Below are 19,353 nucleotides of genomic sequence, written 5' to 3' on the forward strand. Positions count from 1 at the left end.
TCCCATACCGAACCCGGAAGCTCAGCCCTTCAGCGCCGATGGTACTGCCCTGGAGACGGGGTGGGAGAGTAGGACGCCGCCGGACACCCATTCACAGCCAGGCCCCCCACACCACACGGTGCGGGGGGCCTGACTGCTTTGGTGGAGGTCTTCGCTCGGACGCGATGGCCGGACGCGACGACTAGGATGCTTCGGACCGGGCGACCTGCCCGATCGTGGAGGACGGCGAGGAGACGGGGCAGCAGCGGTGAGGATCTCGGCCAAGGCTGACTATGCGGTGCGGGCGTCGGTCGAGCTCGCCGCGGCGACGGACAGCTCGCCGGTCTCGGCGGAGGCGCTGGCTTCTGCCCAGGACGTCCCCCATCGCTTCCTCGAGGCCATCCTGCGTGACCTGCGGCGAGAGGGCATCGTCGCCAGCCGCCGCGGGGCCGGCGGTGGGTACGTCCTCGCCCGAGCGGCGGACGCCGTGACGGTGGCCGACGTCGTGCGGGCGGTGGACGGTCCGCTCGTCTACGTCCGGGATCAGCGCCCGTCCGATCTCGACTACTCGGGCTCGGCTGCGTCCCTCCTGCACGTGTGGGTGGCCCTGCGAGCGAACGTCCGCGCGGTGCTGGAGCAGGTCACTCTCGCGGACCTGGCCGGCGGCAGCGTGCCGGACGAGGTCCGAGCGTTGGTCTCCGACGACGAGGCGTGGGAGAACCCCTGAGGTGACGGATGCCTGAGACCGGTCGACGAGAAGGCTAGTATCCGACTAAAACGATAGGGTATGTTGGCCACCTCGACCAACACCGGAGGTTCTCGTGAAGACGCTCGTTCTGCTCGCCCTCGTCGGGCTGGGTGCCCAGCTCGTCGACGGCAGTCTCGGCATGGCCTACGGGGTGACGTCCACGACGCTCCTGCTGATGATCGGCACCAACCCGGCCGCGGCGTCGGCCACGGTGCACCTCGCCGAGATCGGGACGACCCTGGCGTCCGGCGCCGCGCACTGGCGTTTCGGGAACGTCGACTGGCGGGTGGTCGCAAGGATCGGTGTGCCCGGTGCCGTCGGTGCGTTCGCTGGTGCGACATTCCTCTCCTGGCTCTCGACCGAGGTCGCGGGGCCGCTGATGTCCGTGCTGCTGCTCGGCCTGGGACTGTACGTCCTGGTGCGGTTCACCTTCCGCGGGCTGCGGACCGACCGGCTCGGCCAGCCGCTGCGCAAGCGGTTCCTGACCCCGCTCGGCCTCGTCGCAGGCTTCATGGACGCCACGGGGGGCGGGGGCTGGGGCCCGGTCGGGACGCCGGCGATCCTGGCGAGCGGTCGACTCGAGCCGCGCAAGGTGATCGGGTCGATCGACACCAGCGAGTTCTTCGTCGCGGTCGCGGCGAGCCTCGGATTTCTTGTCGGGCTGGGCTCCGCCGGCGTCAACCTGGCATGGGCCGGCGCGCTGCTCGTCGGCGGCCTGATCGCGGCGCCGATCGCCGCCTGGATCGTCCGGCTCGTGCCTCCGCGCGTGCTCGGCTCCGCGGTCGGTGGGTTCATCGTCCTGATCAACACGCGCACCCTGCTCGGCACCGACCTGGTCTCGCTCGGCGCGACCGGCAGCGCGGTCGTCTACGCCCTGCTGGTCACGGTGTGGCTCGCGGCCATCGCCTACTCGGTGCGCGCGCTGCGCCGGGAGCGGGCCGCCGTCGCCGCGGCGGACGGCCCGACGGCCGTGAACGCTCCCGTCGCCTGACCGGGTTCCGGTGGCAGTTCGGGCAGGCGGGAGTACGGTGGGCCGCACACCAGTCCTGCCGGGCGTCGCCCGGGAACCGGGGGAGTCGTCATGAGCGGGTCGTCGTCGCGCCGCACCACCGGGGGCATCGGTCTGTCCGGCGCGGCGGAGGCCCTCGCTGCCGGCGTCCAGCTCGTCGTGGGCAGCTACCGGGTCGAGATCGCCTCGGGTCGCACCTGGTGGTCGGACGAGGTGTATCGCATGCACGGCCGGGAGCCGGGTGAGATCGAGCCGACCGTGGACGTCGTGCGGTCGCAGACCCACCCGGACGACCGGGCGCGCCTGTCCCGGACGGCCGTCGTCGCGCTGCGAGCAGGGCGCCCGTTCAGCAGCGCGCACCGCATCGTCGACCCGCACGGGAAGGCGCGCACCGTCGTGGTGACAGGGCAGGCACGGCACGACGACGACGGCGCGGTGACCCACGTCGTGGGCTACGTGCTCGACGTCAGCCCTGTCACCCGCGAAGCGCTGGACCGCGAGTCCCACCGTGCCGTCGGCCGGGCCATGGTGTCCGCCGCGGCCGTCGAGCAGGCCAAGGGTGCGTTCATGGCGGTGCACGGCCTGCCCGAGGACGAGGCAGGCGACCAGCTCGGTGAGGTCGCCGCACGGGCCGGCATCCCCGTCCAGGCGGCGGCCGCACAGATCGTGGCCGCGATGAAGGCGTCAGACGTCGAGCCGCACGAACGCCTCGCGACCGCGCTGGGCGCCGTGCACCCCGTCGACCGTCCTCACGGGCACGAGGCGCAGCTTGCCCGACGGCGCCAGCGCGGTCGGGGCTGAACGCCTGCCGAGGAGCAGCGCCGTCGTCCCTAGGTGACCGAGATGCTCCTGGCGCGGCGGTCCACGGCCTTCGTGACCCCCTGGCGGGCCAGACGGCGCGCGAGCACGGCGACCCCCCCGGTGACCGCGGCGAACGTGATCGCCTGCACGATCGGGATGTCGTCCGCGTCCAGGTCGATGGGGGCGTCGTGGCCGGTGGCCTTCTCCCACACGATCTTGATGAGCTTCTGTGCGACCCACCCCGCCGCGAACGTCGCGGCGACGGTGCCGATCTTGACGCCCAGCGAGGGCTCGGACAGCTCGGACAGCTCGGACTCCACAGATCCTCCAGTACTGGCGGCGGCGTCGGGACGTCCGCCCGACGGACTGCACCACCGTAGCGTGCGCGGGGTGTGTAGGCTCGGGGGGAACGACAGGGGAGCGCCAGCGAGCGCTGAGAGTGCGGATTCCCGCAGACCCTCGAACCTGATCCGGCTAGCACCGGTGGAGGAAGTCGGGCTTCTCGATCCCGTCGACCGTGGCAGCGGACGACGGACCCCCTTCAGATCCGTCTGAGGAGGACGCATGACCATCCGTACCCGCCGCACCCTGGCGACCCTCGCCGTCGTCGGGCTCGTCCCCGCTCTCGCCGCCTGCACGGGGAGCGAGGCACCCGGCGAGGAGGGGAACACGCCGGTGCCGCCGGGGTCGGCCGAGCTGTCCGGGACGGTCACGCTGGTCACCCACGACTCCTTCGCGCTGAGCGACGGCCTGCTCGAGTCCTTCGAGGCCGACACCGGCCTGGAGGTGCAGCACGTGGCCGCCGGCGACGCGGGCACGCTGGTCAACCAGCTGGTCCTCACGCAGGACAGCCCGCTGGGCGATGTCGTCTACGGGGTGGACAACACGTTCGCCTCCCGGGCCGCGCAGGCCGGGGTGTTCGAGCCCTACGCACCGGGCGACCTCGACCCGTCCGTGGCGGACCAGGTCGAGCCGGGTCTGGAGGGCCTCACCCCGATCGACCGGGGTGACGTCTGCCTCAACGTCGACACGGCGTGGTTCGAGGACGCCGACCTCGAGCCGCCGGCCGGCCTCGAGGACCTCATCGACCCGGCCTACGCGGACCTGACGGTGGTGACGAACCCGGCGACGTCGTCGCCCGGTTTCGCGTTCCTCCTGGCCACGATCAGCGCCTTCGGCGAGGACGGTTGGCAGGACTGGTGGGCCGAGCTCGCCGACAACGGCCTGCGGGTCACCGACGGCTGGTCGGACGCGTACTACGTGGACTTCTCCGGCGCCGGAGAGGGCGGTGAGCGACCCGTCGTGCTGTCGTACGCCACGTCACCGGCCTTCACGGTCACCGAGGACGGCAGCGAGTCGACGACGGCGGCGCTGCTGGACACCTGCTTCCGCCAGGTCGAGTACGCCGGTGTCCTCGCCGGCACCGACAACCCAGACGGGGCTCGGGCGCTGGTGGACTTCCTCGCCTCGGCCGAGGTCCAGGCCGACATCCCGGAGAACATGTACATGTACCCGGCGGACGAGTCCGTCGAGCTGCCGGCCGAGTGGGAGCAGTTCGCCCCGCTGGCCGACGAGCCGTACGACGTCCCGGCGCCGGAGATCGCCGAGCACCGTGACGAGTGGATCGAGCAGTGGACGGCCACGGTCATCGGGTGAGCCGGAGGCGACGCGAGGGTGAGGGGCGCAGCGGAGCGAGCCACTCGCCCGCAGCGGAGCCGCAGGGTCACCCGACACCAGCCTCGGTGAGCCGGAGGCGACGCGAGGGTGAGGGGCGCAGCGGAGCGAGCCACTCGCCCGCAGCGGAGCCGCAGGGTCACCTGACGCCAGCCTCGGTGAGCCGGAGGCGACGCGAGGGTGAGGGGCGCAGCGGAGCGAGCCACTCGCCCGCAGCGGAGCCGCAGGGTCACCTGACGCCAGCCTCGGTGAGCCGGGGCCCCCGGCCGCGGTGGGGAGGGCCTGCCTGGGGTGCCGCCGTCGCGGTGCCGCTGGTCTTCCTCGCCGTCTTCTTCGCCTGGCCGGTGGTGGCCCTGGTGGTCCAGGGCTTCTTCGCCGACGACGGCGCGGGCGGGCGCGCGCTCGACCTCTCCGGTTTCGCGGAGGTCCTGGGCCAGCCCCGCACGTGGCGGGTGGTCGGCCAGACGCTCGCCCAGGCGAGCGTGGGCACGGTCCTCAGCGTGCTGCTCGGCCTGCCGGGTGCCTACCTGCTGTACAGATGTCGGTTCCCTGGTCGTACCTTGGCGCGCGGGCTGGTGACGGTGCCGTTCGTGCTGCCCACCGTCGTCGTCGGTGTCGCGTTCCGCAACCTGTTCACCCCGTCCGGTCCGCTCGGCTGGCTCGGGTGGGAGGAGAGCTTCGCGGGCGTCGTGGTCGCGTTGGTCTTCTTCAACTATGCGGTGGTGGTGCGCACGGTGGGCGGGCTGTGGGAGCGGCTCGACCCACGGGCCGAGCAGGCGGCGCGGGCGCTGGGGGCGACGCCGTGGCGGGCCTTCCGCACGGTGACGCTGCCCGCGCTGGGACCGGCGATCGCCTCCGCGGCGTCCGTGGTGTTCCTGTTCTGCTCGACGGCCTTCGGCGTCGTCCTCGTGCTCGGCGGGATGCGGTACGGCACCATCGAGACGGAGATCTGGATCCGCACCACGCAGTTCCTCGACCTGCGCGCCGCCGCGGTGCTCAGCGTGCTGCAGCTCGTCGTGGTGGTCGCGGCGCTGCTGGTCAGCGCCCGCCTGCGCACCCGGCGGGAACGTGCGCTGCACCTGACCTCCGAGCGTTCCGGTGCGCACCTGCTGGACCTGCGGACCGCCCGCGACGCGGTGCCCGCCGCGGTGACCGTCGCCGTCGTCGTCGGGTTGGTGGTCTTCCCGCTCGCCGGGCTCGTGGCCCGGTCGTTCCGGGGGCCCGACGGTGGCTGGTCGTTCGCGAACTACGCCGCGCTCGGGACCACGGGCGGGCGCAACGCCCTCAGCGTGACGGTGTGGGAGGCGACCGCGAACTCCCTGCGGATCGCTGCGACCGCGACGCTGATCGCCGTGGTGGTCGGAGGGCTCGTGGTGCTGGTGGTCTCGCGGCGGCCGCGTGCGCCGGGCCTGCGGCGGGCCGTCGCCGGGCTGGACGCGGTGTTCATGCTGCCGCTCGGGGTGTCCGCCGTGACCGTCGGATTCGGGTTCCTCATCACGCTCGACCGCCCGCTGGGCTTCGACGTCGACCTGCGCACCTCCGGCCTGCTGGTGCCGATCGCCCAGGCGGTGGTGGCGATCCCGCTGGTGGTCCGCACCATGCTGCCCGTGCTCCGTGCGATCGACCCCCGGCTGCGGGAGGCGGCGGCCGTGCTCGGCGCGTCGCCCGGACGTGTCCTGGCGAGCGTGGACCTGTCGTTGGCCGCACGGTCGCTGGGGCTGGCCGTCGGGTTCGCGTTCGCGGTGTCGCTCGGGGAGTTCGGCGCGACGTCGTTCCTCGCACGGCCCGACGCGGCGACGCTGCCGGTGGTCATCTTCCGGCTCATCGGGCAGCCGGGGGCGGAGAACTACGGGATGGCGCTCGCGGCGTCCGTGGTGCTGGCCGTGCTCACCGCGACGGTCATGATGGTGGCGGAACGGATGCGCGGAGACGTCGGAGGGGAGTTCTGATGGGCGGGCCACGGGGCCTCGAGGTGCGCGACGTCGTCGTGCGCTACGGGCAGCGGCGCGGACGGACCGGCACGACGGCGGTCGACGGCGTCTCGCTCGACGTCGCCGCCGGGGAGGTGCTCGCCCTCCTGGGCCCGAGCGGGTGCGGGAAGTCCTCGCTGCTGCGGGCCGTGGCGGGCCTGGAACCCGTGGCGGGCGGCGCCGTCACCTTCGACGGGTCCGACCTGGACGGCGTCCCCGTGCACCGGCGCGGCTTCGGGCTGCTCTTCCAGGACGGGCAGCTGTTCCCGCACCGGGACGTCGCCGGGAACGTGGGCTACGGGCTGGCCGACCGCCCGCGGGCCGAGCGCACCGAGCGGGTGACCGAGCTCCTGTCGCTCGTCGGGCTGGACGGGTTCGGTGCGCGCCCGGTGGCCGAGCTGTCCGGCGGGGAGAAGCAGCGGGTGGCGCTGGCCCGGTCCCTGGCACCGCGGCCCCGGCTGCTGCTCCTCGACGAGCCGCTCTCCGCCCTGGACCGGGGGCTGCGCGAACGGCTCGCCGTCGAGATCCGCGCCGTGCTGCACGCCACGGGGACCACTGCGGTGTTCGTCACTCACGACCACGACGAGGCCTTCACCGTGGCCGACCGGGTCGCCGTGATGTCCGCGGGCCGGCTGCTGCAGGTTGCGCCGCCGGAGGAGCTGTGGCGTGCACCGGCCTCGCGCACGGTCGCCGAGTTCCTCGGGTACCAGGCGTTCGTCCCTGCCCCTGACGGGCTGCTCGCCGTCGGGCCGGCCGGTCTGCGGGTGGAGCCGGGCGCGGCGATCGACGACGGTGGCGAACAGAGATGGCCCGCCGTCGTCGTCGCCACCACGTTCCGACGCGGTCGCAGCGAGGTGACGGTGGACGTCGACCTCGGTGCGGGCGAGCAGCGACTCGTGGCGCTCGCTGACGGCTCGGTGCCGGCGGTGGACGACAAGGTCGCCGTGGTGCTGGACCGGCGCGGCTGTGCCGTCGTCCCGGCCTGAGGGGCGTGGCCGGGAGGTCGAGGAGTCAGGCACCCTCGGAGCGGTCGCGGGATGCGAGCAGACCCAGGTGCTCGGCGCGCGCGATCGCGTCGGCCCGGCTCGAGGCACCGAGCTTGGCGTACAGGCTGCTGCTCTGGCTGCGCACCGTGTGGACCGAGACGCCCAGTCGGTCGGCGACGGCGGACAGCGTGCCGCCGTCGACGAGCTCGTGCAGGACGACGGTCTCGCGTCGCGTGAGACGGACCAGCGGCAGCGGACGGTGGTTGCCGTCGAGGTCGGGCAGGGTGTCCTCGGGCGCGAGCGCGCCGAGGTCGGCCAGGGCGACGCGGTCCTCCAGCGGCACCGAGACCAGCGTGCTCCGCATCGAGGTGCCGAGGCGGCGTGCGGCGGCACCCGACTCCCGGGCGGCGTCGGCGTCCCCGAGCCGGTGCTGCGCGGCGGCGAGCACGAGCCGGAGCCCGACGGCGTCGCGCGGTGAGGTCGCCGGGTCGCGGATCGCGCGGGCGGCGATGCGGCCGGCCTCGCGCGCGTCGTCGGCGCGCAGGTAGACCTGCGCCACCGGCAGGGACAGGTCGGCGGGCACCGCCTGGGCGAGGTGCAGCACCTGCGAGCCCTCGCCGGCCTGGGTGAGGAGGTCCGCCCGGGCCCGGACGACGACGTGCCCGCCCGGCGCGTAGCGGTCTGCCCGGGCCCCGTGGGCGAAGCACGCCTCGTCGAGCTGGAGCAGCCCCTTGAGCGGGTCGCCGAAGAGCCGGGCGTGCTCGGCACGGACCGCCGCGAGGAACGGCCACAGCTCCCCGGCGTCCGCCGTGTCGCCGGCCTCGGTCAGCCATCGTTCGGCGCCGACCCGGTCCAGGGCGTCGAGCGCCGTGCGTGCCCGGGCGACTCGCGCCGGCAGGGTGAGCGCGGGCCGCAGGGCACCGGGCACCTCGCCGAGCTCTTCGTGGCGCCGCAACCACGTCTGCGCCAGGTCGGGATGGCCGCGGAATGTCGCGAGCATCGCCAGCACGGCGGCTGCCTCGGCACCTGCGAAGTGCTGGAACGGGCCAGGGCCGGACTCAGCGTACGAGCGACTCAGGTGGTTGACGGCGATCTCCGGCGTCCCCGCCAGGACGGCGGTCACGCCCTGCTGGAGCTCGAGCAGTCCTGGACGCGTGGAGGTCCTGGACGCGTTCCACGGCCCCGGGGCCGGAGCGTCGGTCTCGAGGTGCCGCGCCACCTTCTCCGCGAGGCGCTGGGCCTCGGCGTGGGCACCGTGCATGCGGGCGGACACCACCGCGCAGACGCCCGCCGCGAGCACGTCGGCCCGCTCCCGGAAGCTCCGCGCCGTGCGTGCGTACCGCCTGCCGTGCGTGACGACGGCCTGCTTGACCACGGGCAGAGCGGCGGTGTGCTCCCCGTGCTCCACCTGATGGGCGACCAGACCGGCGAGCAGGAGCCGTGGGCGAGCCTCGACCACGGTGTCGGGCAGGTCGGCCAGCAGACCGAGCAGCTCGGGTGCGTAGGCAGCGGGCAGGTGGTGCCACAGCCGGTCGGACAGGGTCGCGAGCGTGTCCAGGTCCCGGCCTGCGATCGCGGTGCGGACCTGCTCGTCGCACTCGGGGTCGATCGGGGAACGGGCGTCCAGGTCCATGGGAACAAGTCAAGCCGGGCGCGGGCGGCGTCGAGCCGCCGCCGAGGATGAGACACGGTATGAAATCGGTCCACGCCCTTCGGCGCTGTGACCTGCGGAGGTGCCCGCCCGTCGATAACATCATCGGGTGCATCGGGGGCGGAGCGCGCAGGGGCAGACACGTGCGGGCGCACGGACAAGTCGTGCAGAGCGGGATCGTCCACCGCTGCGCCTCGTGCCGGACGACGACGATCGGCCACCGCGACCCCTGCCGTGGCACCTGCCACGGCCGGAGCTGGAGCGACGCCTGCTGGCGTCCGACCCCCTCGTCGTGGTGCGTGCACCGGCCGGCACGGGCAAGTCTCTGCTGGCCGCGAACGCCCTGCGTGCGCATGCGGCGTCGGGCGGACGCGCCACCTGGGTCGGCGTGCGGCGCCACACGGGGCGCGACGAGATCGTGGGAACGGTGCACGACGCTGGGGCCGCGGGCCGCTCCCTCCTCGTCCTCGACTCCTACGACCTTCGTGAGGACCCCGGCACCGACGAGGACGTCCTGGACGTGCTCGAGCACGCGCCGGACCTGCAGGTCGTGGCGACGTGCCGCGCCGTGACCGCCCTCGAGTCGCCCACGGCGGAGGTCCGGCTCGGCGTGCAGGTGCTCGAGGGGGACGCGCTGGCGCTCGACGGGGAGGCGGTCCGCGCGATGGCAGCACTCGCCGGCGTCGCGCTCGACGACCGTGCGACCGCACGGGTGCTCCGTGTGACCGGCGGGACGGCGGCCACCGTCCGGGCGCTCCTGGTCGCCGAGACGCGCGGGATCGTCCGTCTGAACGCCGCGGTGGACCGGACGATGCTCGAGATCGCGGCCAGGGTGGCCTCCGACCTTGCCGATCCCGCCGCGCTGGCCGACGGTCCACAGGTCCTTCGTTCCTGGGAGGCGCTGGCCGTGCCCGACACGGTGCCACGCGAGCTCCTGCCACAGCTGGTCGGCGCCGACGCCCTGGCGGCGACGGACTCCGCGCAGCAGGTGGGTATCGGCACCTGGTCGGTGGCGCGTGACGTCTTCGTCCTGACTCCTGTCACACGGCACGTGCTGCGCGAGCGGTTGCACCGCGACGATCCACTCCGGGAGGCCGAGCTTCTCGAGAAGGTCGTCGACTGGGCACTGCAGCGGGGTGACTACTTCGAGGGGTTGCGGGCCGCGGTCCACCGCCGCGACTTCGATGCCGCGAGCCGGATCGTCCTCGTGCACTGGTCGCAGATGGCGCGGCTGGACCCGGAGCGGACCTTGCAGGCCCTCGCCGACGTGCCACGCGGTGAGCTCCTGCGTCATCCCTACCTCGCGCTGGCCGCCGCGATCTGCTCCAACGCGCTGCCGGGGCGGCGGGCACGCACCGCCGAGTACCTCGCCCTGCTGATCGCCTCGATCGCGAGGCGCCTGCCCAGGGCGGAGACCGGTGAACGTGCCGTGCTGCTGGCGATCGAGTCGGTCGGGCTACGGCTGCTCGGCCAGACCGGTCGGTCGGCGGCCGTCGCGCGTCGCGCGGTCACCGCTCTCGAGGCGGCCGAGCGCGGTGCGGAGCCGGACGTCGACCTCGTCCGGCCCGTCGTCTCGATCCAGCTCGCCTCGTCGTTGTTCGCGGACGGCGACGTGGTGGCAGCCCTGGACCTCGCCCGCGCGACCGACGTCGACGATCACGACCCCACCGACGTGTCGGCCCTGCGCAGGACCCGCGTGGCGCTTTTCGCGGCGGTCGCTGGTCGTGTCGCCGACGCGGCGGCCGAGCTGTCCGAGCTGCCGTCCGACGACGAAGTGGAGCACTCCCTGGGGCCCTACCGTGCGTCGACGGCCCGGCTGGCCCGTGCCGTCGTCGCCCTGGAGGACCAGCAGCCCGACCACGCGGACGAGCTGCTGCGCAGCCTCGACACCGAGATGGAGACCAACGAGTTCTGGCCGGTGCACGTCCTCGTCGACGCGACGGTCGACCTCGTGCGCGGCAACGCCACCGGGGCCCTGGTGACCCTGGCGCGCGCGCACGACCGCCGAGGGAAGGGACCGGCGTCGTACTGGCCGCAGACGCTCGGCGCGCTCGAGGCCACCGCCCTCCTCGCGACCGACCAGCCGGACGCAGCGATGCTGCGACTGAGACGGCTGGACGCGGACCACCCGGCGGTACGAGCCGCCACCGCCAGGGCGCGCCTCGCTGCGGGCGACGTCGCTACGGCTCTGGAGAGGGCTGGTGTGCCGACGGCGATGCCAGCGGGGTGCTTCGTCGAGACGGACCTGCGGCTCGTGCTCGCGTCGGCGGCGGCACGACGGGGGCACGACGACGTCGCTCGGCGCGCGCTGGCGGGCGCGTTCCGGCCCGGGACGACGAGGCTGCCGTGGTTGTTCGTCCCCGCCGAGGATCGTGCGCGCCTCGTGTCCCTCGCCGCTCACGACCCAGACCTGAGCCAGGAGATCGCGGCCCTGCCCGACCTGCCTGCGATCGTGCCCGCGCGCACAGCCGTGGTTCAGCTCACCGAGCGTGAGCAGGTCGTCCTGCAGGGGCTCGCGGAAGGACTCGGTGGCCCCCAGCTCGCGGCACGGCTGCACGTCACGTTGCACACGATCAAGTCGCAGACCCGCACCCTGTACCGCAAGCTCGGCGTCAGGTCGCGGGCGGACGCGCTCGTCGTCGCACGGCGCCGCGGACTGCTGTGACCGCTCCGTCTGCCCCGGCATCGGTGCGCCGCACCCTCGGCTGGATCTTCGCCGGCCAGCTCTCGGTGTACGTGGCGCTCGCGGCGGTGGTCGCCGTGCTGCTGCCCCTCCAGCTCGCCGACCTCGCCCCCGACGGCAAGGAGCGGGCGCTCGCCGTGGTCTCCTTCGCCTCCTCGGCCCTGACGGCGCTCACCCTGCCGGTGGTCGGTGCGTTGTCCGACCGCACCCGCAGCCGCTGGGGCCGGCGCGCCCCCTGGGCCGCGGCGGGCGGCACTCTCGGGGGGATCGCGGTGGCGCTGATGCCGAGCGCGACGACGGTCCTCGCCCTCGGCCTCCTGTGGGTGGTCGGGCAGGTGACGCTCAACATGGTCGACGCCGCGATGGCCGCCGCGGTCGCCGACGACGTCCCGCGGCACCGTCGCGGCACCGGGTCCGCCGCGCTCGCTCTGGGGACCGGGCTGGGCAGCGCCGTCGGCGCGGTGCTCGCCGGGCGACTGGTCGGCGACCCCACGGCTGCGGCGGTGGTGGCCGGTGCTGTCGCCGCGGGCGGCGCCTGGGCCTTCCTCGCCGCGGCGCGGCGTGCGCGCCCGGCCACCTGGACCCAGCCGCCCGATCGGCTGCCGGACGCCCCCCGGTGGTCCGCGCTGCGCCGGGCACTCGCTCGGCCCACCCTCCGCAGCGCCCTGCTGTCGCGGTGCCTCCTGGTCGGCGGCACCCAGATGGTCGTCGCCTACCAGCTCTACGTGCTGGTCGACCGGACCGGTCTGACCATGCCGGAGGCGGCGAGGCTCTCCGGCCTCCTCGTGGTGATCCACCTCGTGGCCGCGACGACGGGTGCGGTGGTCGCGGGCCGGTGGTCCGACGCCGTCGGGTCACGCCGCCCCTTCCTCGTTGCCGGATGCCTGCTGCTGTGCGTCGCCGCCCTGCTCCCGGCGCTGTCGACCGATACGGGCGCCGTCGTCGCCTACGCGGCGCTCGCGGGGATCGCTACCGGGACCTTCTTCACCGTGCAGCTCGCGGACCTCGTCGACCGCATGCCGTCGCTGCGGGACGCCGGGCACGACCTGGGGCTCCTGGGCGCGGCCACGACGCTGCCGCAGGCGTTCGCACCGTTGCTCGGGTACGCCGTCTTCCGGCTCACCGGTGGCTACGGCGGGCTCTTCGCCACCGTCGCGGTCCTGGCGGCCGCGGCGGCGGTCGTGACGCTCCGTCCGCGGGCCGGGACGCGCGACGTCGTCGAGCGCCCATAGCAGAGCGAGCGGGTGAAAAGTCACTCGCAGTGCATGAAGTGGTGCACCAAATTCTCGGGTTCGCCGCGCACGGTCCGAGCCGCCCCGGTCTCATGACTGGTGATGCACGCGACGGGCGTGCGGCCGTAGCCAGAGGGGGAACCATGAGGATGGACCGACCAGGTGGTGACAGCGCAGGACGTCACGAGGGCTCCGCGCCGCCGAGTGCTCGACACCGTCCGGCCCTGCGCCCCTCGGTCTGGCGCCGGGCCGCGGGCGCGGGAACGGCGCTCGTCATGGTTGGCGCTGGTCTCGTGGGCCTCGCGGCACCGGTCGCGGCAGATCCCGTGTACGAGATCACCGCACGCTGGGCCGACGACACGCCGGACACCGTGGCTTCGGGCGACGTGGTCAACGCGGAGTGGCGGGTGAACGTCAACGACGACGCTCCTGCCCCGTCGAACGACCCGGTCGACGACGTGAACTTCACGCTGACGCTCGACAACGGGTTCTTCAGCGAGCTGCCCGACGCCTGTCTCACGGAGGGGGTCGACCCGGTCTCGGAGATCTCCGAGGACGGGCGGACCCTGGTGTGCAACATCGGCACCCAGGACCAGGGCACGGCGTACGTGCTGCAGACCGCGATCGTCGCGGACGGCGAGACGGGCAGCCAGCTCGAGGCCTCGGGGGAGATCGACGGGCAGGCGGTGGAGCTTCCTCCGATCACGATCGAGAACCCGTTCCTGATGGACATCGCCTGGCAGTCCTCGGTCACCGGTGTGACCAGGGAAGCGTCGAGTGTCGACGTCGCCTTCCAGTGGACGCTCTTCCTCGGTGCGGGCAGCGACCCCGGCCCGGACACGGTGTCGTACACGCTCGACGTGGCTGCGGGCTCGGGCGCCGCGGTGGCGGTCGCGCCGGACGCCTGCTCGGCGTTCACGGAGGGTCGCGCGTCCGGGCACCCGTGGTCCGGTGGGGACCACCCCGACGAGCAGCTGACCTCCTTCGTCGACTCGTGCACCCTCACTGAGACAGGAACGCCGGGCAGCTTCCTGCTGACACTCTCCGGGATCGACTACTCGCGCCTGCAGGTCCCGTCGCTCGACTCGGTCGGGCTGGCGCTGCCCACGGATCGGGACGCGATCGCCAGCGGCAGCGTGACCTTCCGTGTCGACGGCACGCAGAACGACACGTTGGCACTGTCGTCGACTGCGCCGACGTACACGTCGCCGGGCGGAGCGGAGAGCACGGACGACCCGGCCAACAACACGTCGTCGAAGACATGGACGACCGGCGCCTGGAGCAGCGCCTGGCAGCCCGAATCGACCGGATACCCGGTACCCAGCTGGTGGAGCGACCAGTTCCGCGTCGCTCCGGGGGCAGAGGTCCAGTCCGTGACGAACGTCTCCTATGGGCAAGGTTCCTACCCCGCGACGGACACGTTCTCCCAGTGCGCAGTGCTCGACACCCGCTACGTGAGCTACGAGTTCGCCGAGCACCGGTACGGGTGGGCCGGTGATCCGGTCGACTCGACCATGGAGTGGTACGTCGGCGGAGCAGCCACGCTTGATCCGGACAGCGCGTCGTACGACCCGAACGCCTTCCGGTGCGCGAACGATCCCGGTGGCTGGACCACTGTCGAGCCGGCCGACCCGTCCGCGGTCAAGGCGGTGCGCGTGACCTACCCGTTCTCCGCGATCCAGGGGGCACAGAACGCCCCCCTGACCGTCCGCCAGACGGTCAACGACGACGTCGCCGTCGGCCAGGACATCTGGATGTTCGGCGAGGTCGCCCGCAACGGGACGTGGGTGAACGTGAACCGGGGCACGACCCCGGACGATGCCGGCGGCTCGCTCCTCACCCCGGACGCCCGCTACCCCTTCACGGCCAACGGCCGCGACATCGTACGCATCGTCGGGATCACCCCGGCGGTGAGCAAGACCGTCGACCGGGCTGTCGTCCAGCCGGGCGAGCCCGCGAGCTTCACCCTGACCTACTCGGCGAACGGTACCGGGCCGGTGGAGGAGACCGTCGACGGCTTCGAGCTCGTCGACACCTTGCCGGCGGGGATGACCTACGTTCCCGGGTCGGCATCGCCGGCGCCGGTGGTGTCCACCGACGACGAAGGGCATGAGGTCCTGACGTGGGTCCTCGACGGAGTACTCACGAACACCCAGGTCCCGCTCACCTACCAGGCCGTCGCCGACTCCTCGGTCGACCCCGGGCAGACGCTGACGAACAGTGTCACGGCTTCCGCCGAAGGAGCCACGTCGCTGGCTGCCACGGCACAGGTGACGGTGTCGACCGCCGGGTACACGACGATCGGGAAGTCGGCGGACACGCCGTTCATCCCGAACCCCGACGGCGACGGTGTGGGTGAGGGCTCGTGGACGGTGACGCTGCGGTCCTTCGACCCGCTGGCGCAGGACTACACCGACACGATCGACATCCTGCCGTTCAACGGTGACGAGCGCGGCACCGACTTCGCGGGCTCCTACGCGCTGACGGGAGTGGACGCCGTGGGCGGCGCCACCGTCTACTACACGACGGCCGACCCGGCGACGCTCAGCGACGACCCGGCGGACGCCTCCAACGGTGCCGCGGGCGACGTGGCGGGCAACACGGTCGGGTGGTCGACGACGTTCACCACCGACGCGACCGCGGTGCGCGTCATCGGGCCGGAGCTCGCTCCGGGCGCGACGCAGCAGTTCACGCTGAACGTGGCCACGGACGGTGTGGAGGGCGGGGACGTGCTGGTCAACCGCGCTCAGGCGCGGGACGGCCACACCGAGCTGGTGATGCGCACGTCCGCGCCGATCACGGTGGCGAACTACTACTCGGCGTCGCTGAAGAAGTACGTGCAGGACCTCGACGGGGAGTGGCGTGACGCGAACACCGTCGAGGACTACCCGTCGTTCAAGGTCGGCGACACGATCCGGTACCGGATCGTGGTGGAGAACACCGGTCAGGGGACGCTGACGGGTATCGAGGTCTCGGACGACCTGCAGCCCGAGCTGGGGTCGTTCACGATCGACGAGCTGGCCCCGGGCGAGGAGGAGGTCCACGAGTTCGAGATCGTGGCGGACGAGTCCGTGGGCGACGGCGTGGTGAACACGGCGTGCGCGGCGGCGGACGTCCCCGAGGACTCGCAGGTCCCGCCGTCGATCAACTGCGACCCGGCCGGGTTCGAGGTGGACGGCGACCCGACCCACGCCAAGGAGCTGGTCTCGGCCACGCCGATCGGTGACGGGCAGTGGGAGGTCGTCTACGGCATCGAGGTGTCCAACACCTCGACGGCGTCGACGTCGTACTCGCTGGACGACACGCTGCGGTTCACCGACCAGGCCACGATCGTCTCGGCCGAGGTGACCGGTTCTCCGGACGGCGTGACGTTGGCCGACCCGGCCTGGGACGGTCAGGACGACGTGCTGATCGCGTCGGACGTGCCGCTGGCCGGCAACGACGACGACGGGTACGCCCCGCACGAGTACGTGCTGACCGTGATCGCGGACGTGCCGCTGCAGCTCGAGGGCGCGGGTGCGGACCCGGACTCGACGGACTGCCCGGCCGAGGGCGACGCCGAGCAGGGGTTCAACAACACCTCGGAGCTGACCAAGAGCAACGGCGAGGTGGAACCCGACCAGGCGTGCGCACGGGTCCCGTCGATCGACGTCGACAAGACCGTGTCCGCGGGCCCGACCCCGAACGGTGACGCGACCTGGACGGTGACCTACGACGTCGTCGCCACCAACGGGGGCGCCGTCGACGGCACCTACGAGGTGACGGACCGCATGACCGCCGACGGTGACCTCGAGGTCGTCTCGGGCGCGGTGGTCTCGGCGCCGGACGGTGTGACGCCGAACGCATCGTGGACGGGTCTGGGTGCCGAGGGTGACGCGCAGAACGTCATCGCCTCGGACGTCAGCCTGCCTGCGGGCGAGAGCCACACGTACCAGGTGGAGGTCGTGGTCGGTCTGGTCGAGGGTACCGAGGGGCAACCGGTGATCACGCCGTGCTCCGCTCTCGGCGAGGGCGGTCCGGGTGGCCTGTCGAACACCGCGGAGATCGAGCACAACGACCTGACCGACGACGCTAGCGCCTGCGTCGGCGTGGGCGTGGTGCTCGTGGACAAGACGGTCGGTGCCGGCCCGACGCCGAACGGCGACGGGACCTGGACGGTGGTCTACGACATCGTCGCCGAGCACGTGGGTGGCGACCCGGCGGACTACGACGTGACCGACCGGCTGCACTTCGGTGAGGGCATCGAGATCGTCGAGGCCGGGGTGATCACGGCGCCGGACGGGGTCGAGACCAACCCGGGGTGGACGGGTCTGGGGGCCGAGGAATCCGACCCGGAGAACCTGGTCGCCGCCGAGGTGACCATGCCGGTGGGTGGGACCCACACCTACCAGGTCGAGGTCACTGTCCAGATGGACGAGGCCACGATCGACCCGTCCGTGCTGGAGTGCCCGCCGCCGGGCAGTGGTGAGGCCGGTGGTCTGGCGAACTCGACCAGCCTGACCAGCAACGGCATCGTCGCGCTCGACGACGTGTGCCCGAGCGTGCCGCTGATCATCATGGACAAGGAGCTGTCCGAGGACAGCCCGGTGGCCAACGGCGACGGTACCTGGACGATCACGTACGACGTGACCGCGTCGAACGTGGGTCAGGCTGCGGGTGACTACGACCTGTCCGACGAGCTGCGGTACGGCGAGGGCATCGACGTGGTCGAGTCCGCTATCGTCTCGGCACCCGCAGGGGTGACGCCGAACACCGGATGGACCGGGCAGGGCACCACCGGCTCGGCGGAGAACGTGATCGTCACTGGTCAGATGCTCGATGCTGGTGCGTCGCACACGTTCCAGGTCGAGGTCGTGGCCTCGTTGGACCTCGAGGTGGTCACACCGGAGACGCTGGAGTGCCCTGAGCCGGGGTCGGGGGAGCCGGGTGGCTTCGCCAACACTGCGGCGCTGGTCCACAACGGCGAGCCGCAGACTGACGACGCGTGCACCGAACCGCCGCTTGTCGACGTCACCAAGTCGATCTCGGGTGCGGTGAGCCCGGTCGACGGCGTCGACGGTCAGTACGACGTGACGTACGAGCTCGTCGTGACCAACCGTGGTCCGGGTGCCGGTGACTACGACCTGACCGACAGCCTCGCGTGGGGCACGGGCATCTCCGTCGTCGGCATCCAGGACGTGACCACCGACGTCGAGGACTCGGTCGGGATCAACGGCGGGTTCGACGGGATCGAGGACACGCTGATCGTGACCGATCAGCCGATCGCGGGCGCGACCGGTGCGTCGGTGGTGCACACCTACACGGTGACGGTGCGGTATGCGGCGGACCTGTCCGACGTCGTCCTGCCGGACACCGACGAGTGCACCAGTGGCGGCGACGCCGTCGACGGGGCGCTGGTCAACGTCGCGGACGTCACCTGGAACGGCATCGAAGGCTCCGACGCCGAGTGCGTGCGTTCGGGCAAGCCGACGCTGGACAAGGCGTTGGTCTCTGCGGAGCCTGTGGGTGACGGGCAGTGGGAGGTCGTCTACGACCTGACGGTGGGCAACGTCGGTCGTGAGGCCACGACGTACGACCTGGACGACGAGCTCCTCTTCGCTCCGGTGATCACGGTGGACTCCGTCTCGGTGACCGGCCCCGAGGGTGTGACCCTCGACGGCGGGTTCGACGGCGCCGGCCAGCAGCGCATCGCCACGGACGTGTCGATCGCCGGGCTGGACGACGACGGGTACGCCCCGCACGTCTACACGGTCACGGTGGTCGCGGACGTGCCGCTGACGTTCGACAGCTCGGACGTGGGTGCGGACGGGACCGGTTCGCCGGCCTGCACCGAACCCACCGGGTCGAACCTGGTCTCCCAGGGGCTCAACAACGCGGCGACCCTGACCGACGAGAACGGCAACCAGGTCACTGACACCGACTGCGCGGAGCTGCCCTCGATCGACATCACCAAGTCGGTCGTCGGTGAGCCGGGCGTGGACGACGGGGTGTGGACCATCACCTACGACATCGTCGCGATCAACGACGGTGCCGCCCGGGGGGTCTACACCTTGACCGACCGGCTGCGGTTCGGTGCCGGGATCGAGGTGACCTCGGCGACGGTGACGGACGCTCCGGACGCTGCTGAGGTCTCACCGTCGTGGACGGGTCTGGGGGCCGAGGGTTCCGAGTCGACCGTGATCTCCACCGACGTGCCCCTGCGGGCCGGTGGTGGTCACACCTACCGGGTGCAGGTCACCGCGACGCTGGACGAGTCCGCGGCGGACGCCTCGACCTTCACCTGCCCCGAGCCGGGGTCCGGTGAGCCGGGCGGCTTCGTCAACGTCGCGGGGATCGGTCACAACGACCTGACCGGCACCGCCGAGGCATGCGCCACCCCGCCCGGGGACAACCCACCGGGGTCGACCCCGCCGGGTGAGACGGGCAAGGAGGGACCGGACACGATCAACACCCCGATCGGGTCGCTGCCCCGCACCGGCGCCACGATCGCCGGCATCCTCGCCCTGGCCGTGCTCCTGACCCTCGCAGGGGCCTACGGGGTGCGCGCGGCCCGCCGGAACGCGGCGGGCTGATCGGCCGGTACTGCCCTCCCACCGGCGCGCGGTGGGAGGGCAGCACTG

11 protein-coding genes, 1 rRNA gene and 1 riboswitch are annotated in these 19,353 nt (G+C 72.7%); of the genes, 10 read left to right on the plus strand and 2 right to left on the minus strand.

The genetic code is table 11. The features are described from left to right. From rrf to HDG69_RS07790, 4 genes are all read left to right on the plus strand, one after another. Positions 1-85: ribosomal RNA gene (rrf, locus tag HDG69_RS19675) — 5S ribosomal RNA — on the plus strand; the annotation flags it as partial. Between the two features lie 162 nt (positions 86-247). Next, positions 248-706, plus strand: coding sequence for an Rrf2 family transcriptional regulator (locus tag HDG69_RS07780; protein WP_171783246.1), 459 nt, complete (start codon positions 248-250; stop codon positions 704-706). A 94-nt stretch (positions 707-800) separates the two neighbouring features. Then, positions 801-1,718: a TSUP family transporter gene (locus HDG69_RS07785; protein ID WP_171783247.1), complete on the plus strand. Its 918-nt coding sequence runs from the start codon at positions 801-803 to the stop codon at positions 1,716-1,718. A gap of 90 nt (positions 1,719-1,808) precedes the next feature. Next, positions 1,809-2,537, plus strand: a complete 729-nt coding sequence (locus HDG69_RS07790) for a PAS domain-containing protein (protein ID WP_171783248.1) — start codon at positions 1,809-1,811, stop codon at positions 2,535-2,537. A gap of 29 nt (positions 2,538-2,566) precedes the next feature. On the opposite strand, the gene HDG69_RS07795 is transcribed toward HDG69_RS07790, so the two are convergent. Beyond that, a complete protein-coding gene (locus HDG69_RS07795; RefSeq protein WP_343036336.1) occupies positions 2,567-2,857 on the minus strand; it encodes a DUF4235 domain-containing protein in 291 nt (96 codons plus the stop codon). Between the two features lie 84 nt (positions 2,858-2,941). Continuing rightward, positions 2,942-3,046, plus strand: a riboswitch (TPP riboswitch). Positions 3,047-3,101: 55 nt separating this feature from the next. On the opposite strand from HDG69_RS07795, the gene HDG69_RS07800 reads away from it, so the two are divergent. The 3 genes from HDG69_RS07800 to HDG69_RS07810 all read left to right on the plus strand — a co-directional run bounded on the left by HDG69_RS07800 (position 3,102) and on the right by HDG69_RS07810 (position 7,167). After that, positions 3,102-4,193: a thiamine ABC transporter substrate-binding protein gene (locus HDG69_RS07800; protein WP_171783249.1), complete on the plus strand. Its 1,092-nt coding sequence runs from the start codon at positions 3,102-3,104 to the stop codon at positions 4,191-4,193. 266 nt (positions 4,194-4,459) lie between these two features. Further along, on the plus strand, positions 4,460-6,160 hold the full coding sequence (locus tag HDG69_RS07805) for an ABC transporter permease (RefSeq protein ID WP_343036337.1): 1,701 nt from the start codon (positions 4,460-4,462) through the stop codon (positions 6,158-6,160). Next, positions 6,160-7,167 (plus strand): ABC transporter ATP-binding protein, encoded by a 1,008-nt coding sequence (locus HDG69_RS07810; protein ID WP_171783250.1) that lies wholly within the window; start codon positions 6,160-6,162, stop codon positions 7,165-7,167. The genes HDG69_RS07805 and HDG69_RS07810 overlap by 1 nt, the downstream gene beginning before the upstream one ends. 25 nt (positions 7,168-7,192) lie before the next feature. On the opposite strand, the gene HDG69_RS18950 is transcribed toward HDG69_RS07810, so the two are convergent. Next, positions 7,193-8,800: a LuxR C-terminal-related transcriptional regulator gene (locus HDG69_RS18950; protein ID WP_171783251.1), complete on the minus strand. Its 1,608-nt coding sequence runs from the start codon at positions 8,798-8,800 to the stop codon at positions 7,193-7,195. A gap of 214 nt (positions 8,801-9,014) precedes the next feature. Here HDG69_RS18950 and HDG69_RS19540 point away from each other — a divergent pair, with 214 nt between their 5' ends. The 3 genes from HDG69_RS19540 (at position 9,015) to HDG69_RS07830 (ending at position 19,305) form a co-directional block, all read left to right on the plus strand. Further along, complete coding sequence (locus HDG69_RS19540; RefSeq protein WP_171783252.1) at positions 9,015-11,483, plus strand: LuxR C-terminal-related transcriptional regulator; 2,469 nt, start codon at positions 9,015-9,017, stop codon at positions 11,481-11,483. Then, entirely contained in the window at positions 11,480-12,733 is a 1,254-nt protein-coding gene (locus HDG69_RS07825) for an MFS transporter (RefSeq protein WP_171783253.1), read from the plus strand. Before HDG69_RS19540 ends, HDG69_RS07825 begins: the two co-directional genes overlap by 4 nt. Positions 12,734-13,008: 275 nt before the next feature. Beyond that, positions 13,009-19,305 carry a DUF7507 domain-containing protein gene (locus HDG69_RS07830; RefSeq protein ID WP_171783254.1) on the plus strand — a complete coding sequence of 2,099 codons (6,297 nt, stop codon included), beginning with the start codon at positions 13,009-13,011 and terminating at the stop codon, positions 19,303-19,305. Positions 19,306-19,353: the final 48 nt, after the last annotated feature.

It is taken from the genome of Isoptericola halotolerans, assembly GCF_013149785.1.
GTDB lineage: Bacteria > Actinomycetota > Actinomycetes > Actinomycetales > Cellulomonadaceae > Isoptericola > Isoptericola halotolerans.